Raw genomic sequence first — 4,975 nt, forward strand, 5'->3', positions numbered from 1 at the left:
TAAGGTCGTAGCAAAGCGGATGTCTGGTCGTTTCAGACGCCTTAAATGGTTTGGTATGTCGGTCTGGTTAATTTTCTTTATTGGGCCTTACCTACGCTGGAACGGCCAACAGGCAATTCTTTTCGATATCCCCAATCGTCAATTCAACTTTTTAGATATCACCATTTTCCCACAAGATATCTGGATGCTTTCCCTTACATTATTATTCTTTGCCATATTGTTGGCGGCAGTAACCAGTATTGCGGGTCGGGTATTCTGTGGTTATTTCTGTTTTCAAACTGTCTGGACCGATGTTTTTACCTTTATCGAAACCCGTATTGAAGGTGATACACCTCAAAAAGCGATGAAGTTTAAAAACTCACCGAATACCATCAGCAAAGTCTCCCGCATTGTTCTGAAACATGCTTTATGGTTGTCAATTGCCTTACTGACTGGCGTTACCTTTGCTGCCTGGTTTACCGATGCGTATCAACTCTGGTATGACTATTTTCATCTGCAGGCGTCATTAGCTGCCTGGATAGTCCTGGCTATGTTTACTATTGGAACATATATCTTTGCTGGATTTATGCGTGAGCAGGTCTGTTTCTGGCTATGCCCATATGCCCGTCTGCAAGGAGTTATGTATGATCAGGATACCGTGCTGCCAGCATATGATGCCGAACGTGGCGAACCCCGTGGTAAGCTTAAAAAAGGTGCTATGGACTCTAGTAAAGGCAGCTGTATCGATTGCAAGGTGTGTGTTGCAGTATGTCCTACCGGAATTGATATACGTAAGGGGCAACAAGAGGGATGTATCACCTGTGGTATGTGTATTGATGCCTGTGACAGTATTATGGACAAAACCAATCAGCCTCGTGGTCTGATTCGTTATGCGTCATACAAGGATTTACATCACAATGCTCAACCGGCCCCGTTATATAAACGTCCGAGAGTTATTATTTATTCATTTATATTGATGATGGCAATGTCTGGCGTTGGTTATGGATTTGCCACGCTCTCGTCGACAGAGTTTCAGGTTATTCACAATCGACAACCGGTATTTGTTCAGCTAAGTGATGGATCTATTCAGAACCGTTACACACTTAAAATGCTTAACAAAACCAATAAAACCATGGAAGTTCAGTATGGCATCAGTGGTTTGGAAGGCGCCACTTTGCATGGTATTGACCACAGCGTTATTATTGAACCCGGTAAGGTTATTCCATTACAGGCACTGGTTAGAGTGCCAGATGGAGAACTCAACAAAGAACTTGAACACCTGACTTTTATTGCTAATGTCGTTTCCAACCCGGGTGTTTCTGTCCAGTATGAAAGTGTCTTTATGGGGCCGAAATGATGGCAATCTCACAAGAAAATAATCAAGCACTGAAGAATCCATGGGTCTTAGGTTTTCTCGCTTTTTTGTGCACGTTTGTCACGATGAATATCATATTTATCTACCTGGCATTTAAGTCGCCACCAAATCTGGTCGTCGATAATTACTATGAGCGAGGCAAGGCTTACGCTGAGAAAGATATGCAGCTTGAACAGGAAAATAAGCTCGGCTGGAGCGGGGTTATTATGGTTCCTGCAAATAACCGGGTCAATCAGCGTCAGGCTTATGAAGTGCTGATCCAAGGAAAAAATTCTACAACTGTAGAATTGGATTCTGTCAGCTTATTCGCTTATCGCCCTTCAGATCAGCGTGAAGATTTTTCGGTTGAAATGAATCCTATTGGTCTGGGACGTTATGGCGCGGATATTGAGTTTGGCTTGCCAGGTAACTGGGACATAATAGTTGAAGCCAAACGTGGAGATGATGAGTTTCTGATCACCCGCAGAATTTATATTGATCCTTAATTATTTAAAAGCAAGTTGATAGTTTTTGTCTGAATCTGCCGCGCAAACTAAAAAAAGCGAATGTTTTCATTGTGGATTAATTGTCAAAAATCCCGGTGAATTTACTGCACAAATAAATTCCCTTCCACATGACTTTTGTTGTCATGGCTGCCAAATGGCATGCCAGACAATCTACGCAGCGGGACTACAGGGTTTTTATAATAAAACGCCAGAAGGCGAATCACTTGCCCCCCCGCCTGAAACAGCTAATGATTTTCATGCCTATGATATTGATGAAATTCAGGCAGATTATGTTGATGATCTAGGCGATAAACGCACCATTTACCTGTTAATCGAGGGGATACATTGTGCTGCCTGCGTTTGGTTAATTGAACATGCACTACATAAATTACCGGGTGTGTTGGAGGCAGATGTAAATTTGACAGCAAAACGCTGTCGAATTCGCTGGGATAATCGCGAAACTTCCTTATCTGTTTTAATGCAGCACCTCGCTAAACTGGGCTATGCAGCAGTGCCTTTTGACCCGGAAACGGCAGAAGGTGCATTGGCCAAGCGTCATCGTGGATTAGTATATCGAATGGCTTTTGCCGGTTTTGCCATGATGAACCTGATGTGGGTTTCCATTGCATTGTATTCCGGTGCAGCAGAAGACGAGTTCCGCAATCTGTTTCATTGGGTGGGCTTTTTTATTGCCACACCAACATTGCTTTATTCAGGTTATCCATTTTTTCACAATTCAATAAGTGGATTACGCAGCCGTTATCTGACCATGGATTTACCGATTGCTATCGGTGCTACTGCAACCTATATTTACTCAACGTATATCACCTTCACTGGATCGTTAGATGGCGAAGTCTTCTTTGATACGGTAGTGAATTTTATCTTTGTGATTCTTATTGGCCGATATTTGGAAGCGCTTTCCAAGCGGAACGCGCTATCCGCAACGCGGCGCATGCTGGAGTTACAACCGAAACTGGCAACCCTAATTGAAGCGGGTGTCCAGAAAACAGTGCCTATCCGTTCGGTAAAAGCAGGGGATTTGGTGCTGGTCCGTCCCGGTGAGAATATACCAGTCGATGGCATTGTGACCGAGGGTGAAAGTGTCGTCGATGAATCAATGTTGACTGGCGAATCACAACCGATTCGCAAACAACCTGAAGATTCTGTAGTGGCCGGCAGTATTAATGGGGAAGGCGCTTTTGTTGTCAGAGCAAAACATGTGTTACGCCATACTGCCCTGGCGAAAATCATTGCGCTGATGGATGAGGCGCAAACCTCTAAAGCCCCTATTCAAACCCTGGCAGACAAAATCGTTCCCTGGTTTGTGGTAATTACCTTGACCCTTGCTACATTGACCTTTATGTACTGGGTGGGAAGTGATTTTGAAAAAGCATTATTGGCTGCAGCCTCAGTATTAGTAGTGACCTGTCCCTGTGCTTTTGGCATGGCAACCCCAATGTCGATTGCGGTTGCCAGTGGTGTAGGGGCTAGCAATGGTATTTTGATCAAACAAGGTGTTGCATTAGAGAAGTTATCCAGTGTGACTCATTATGTGTTTGATAAAACAGGCACATTGACTGAAGGTAAATTAAGGCTGGTTAAACGATTCACCGCGGAAGGCATTTCCCCACAAACGGTCTTACAGATTGCGGCGTCAGCAGAGCAACAGTCCGAACACGGTATTGCAAAAACCATTATCTCAGCCGCTCAGCAAGAGAATCTGCCTTTATTGGAGATTTCCAGGTTTAATGCTTCTCCGGGAAGAGGGGTGGAAGCGGATATTGAGGGACAGAAAATTCTGGTAGGTACGGCGGAATGGATGACGCTGCATGATATAAAGCTAAATGGCGAATGGCAATCACAGGTCAATCAGCTGGAACAACAAGGGATCAGCGGTGTATTTGTGGCACGTGATCAAAAACTGATAGGCATTTTAGGCTTGTTCGATACGTTACGAGATGACGCAAAAAACGTGATTGCTGACATGTTGGCACAGGGGCTTAAAGTCACTGTATTAAGTGGTGATCGTCAACTGGTAGTGGATTCGGTTACCGCAGATTTAGGCAATATCCAGCGATTGGCCGAAGTATTGCCTGCTGAGAAACGGCAGGTGATTCAGCGATTACAGCAACAAGGCGATTTTGTTGCAATGGTCGGTGATGGCATTAATGATTCACCCGCATTAATTCAGGCTGATGTGGGTATAGCTCTGGCTTCGGGGACCGATGTCTCTATTGAAAGTGCCGATATTATCCTATCGCATAATCAACTGAGTCAGGTCGCTTTGGCAAGGCAGTTGGCTGCTCGGACATTACGCACCATCCGGCAGAATATTGTATTATCCATAAGTTATAACGTGATTATGGTTCCATTAGCTATGATGGCCTTAGTCAGTCCCTTACTGGCAGCAATCACGATGCCGATTAGTTCGTTACTTGTCATTGGTAATGCTGCCAGGATTAGTCGAATAGTAAAGAGGTAGGCTATGGAAGTCATTTATGGACTTTTACCCGGTATGTTATTGCTGGGCCTGGTGGGTGTTGCAGTGTTTTTCTGGGCTGTTCGAAGTGGTCAGTACGACGATATGGATGGCGCCGCTAACCGGGTATTGATGGATGATGATAACGATCCTGAAGAGACCGAAGCGGATGAAGAACCACAAGTAAAGAATGAAGCCCGCAAGGATGAATAGGCTTGTTATTCTGTGTTGCGTTGGCCTTTTGCTGACGAAAAACGTCCTGGCTGAAAATATACATGTTGGCATGAGTAGTGCATTGACTGGTCCACTAGCTGAAATGGGATTGTCAATGCAAGCCGGAATAAACGCTTTTTTTTCCAAAGTAAATGATCAGGGAGGCATTCAGGGCAATCGTATTGAACTATTGGCACTGGATGACTCCTACGAACCAGTTCTGGCAGCCTCTAATATGCGGCAGCTTATTACTGAGCATGATGTCGTGGCGGTACTGGGTAATGTTGGAACACCAACGGCAGTTGTCACTGTTCCGATTGCGGAACAATCTCAGGTTGCTTTGGTCGGTGCATTTTCCGGTGGTGAAGTGTTAAGGCGAGATCCTCCTAGTCGTTACATCATTAATTTCCGACCAGGATATCGACAAGAAGTCACTACGTTGAT

General features: G+C 44.6%; 5 protein-coding genes. All 5 read left to right on the top strand.

The features are described 5' to 3' along the window. The coding region (gene ccoG, locus B3182_RS14090; RefSeq protein ID WP_292753186.1) for a cytochrome c oxidase accessory protein CcoG at nt 1-1,336 on the top strand (1,336 nt) is incomplete at its 5' end. Further along, on the top strand, nt 1,336-1,839 hold the full coding sequence (locus B3182_RS14095; RefSeq protein ID WP_292355446.1) for a FixH family protein: 504 nt from the start codon (nt 1,336-1,338) through the stop codon (nt 1,837-1,839). The genes ccoG and B3182_RS14095, both read left to right, overlap by 1 nt. Before the next feature lie 25 nt (nt 1,840-1,864). Further along, nucleotides 1,865-4,321 (top strand): heavy metal translocating P-type ATPase, encoded by a 2,457-nt coding sequence (locus tag B3182_RS14100; RefSeq protein ID WP_292355448.1) that lies wholly within the window; start codon nt 1,865-1,867, stop codon nt 4,319-4,321. Nucleotides 4,322-4,324: 3 nt separating this feature from the next. Beyond that, entirely contained in the window at nt 4,325-4,531 is a 207-nt protein-coding gene (gene ccoS, locus B3182_RS14105) for a cbb3-type cytochrome oxidase assembly protein CcoS (protein WP_292355450.1), read from the top strand. A gap of 82 nt (nt 4,532-4,613) precedes the next feature. Further along, nucleotides 4,614-4,975, top strand: a 362-nt coding sequence (locus B3182_RS14110) for an ABC transporter substrate-binding protein (RefSeq protein ID WP_292753189.1), incomplete at its 3' end; no start/stop codon positions are given.

Source organism: Methylophaga sp. UBA4204 (genome assembly GCF_002379485.1).
Classification (GTDB): domain Bacteria; phylum Pseudomonadota; class Gammaproteobacteria; order Nitrosococcales; family Methylophagaceae; genus Methylophaga.

Coding starts and splice junctions, on each gene's coding strand:
- B3182_RS14095 (WP_292355446.1), top strand. CDS start 1,336: ATGGCAATCTCACAAGAAAATAATCAAGCACTGAAGAATCCATGGGTC.
- ccoS (WP_292355450.1), top strand. CDS start 4,325: ATGGAAGTCATTTATGGACTTTTACCCGGTATGTTATTGCTGGGCCTG.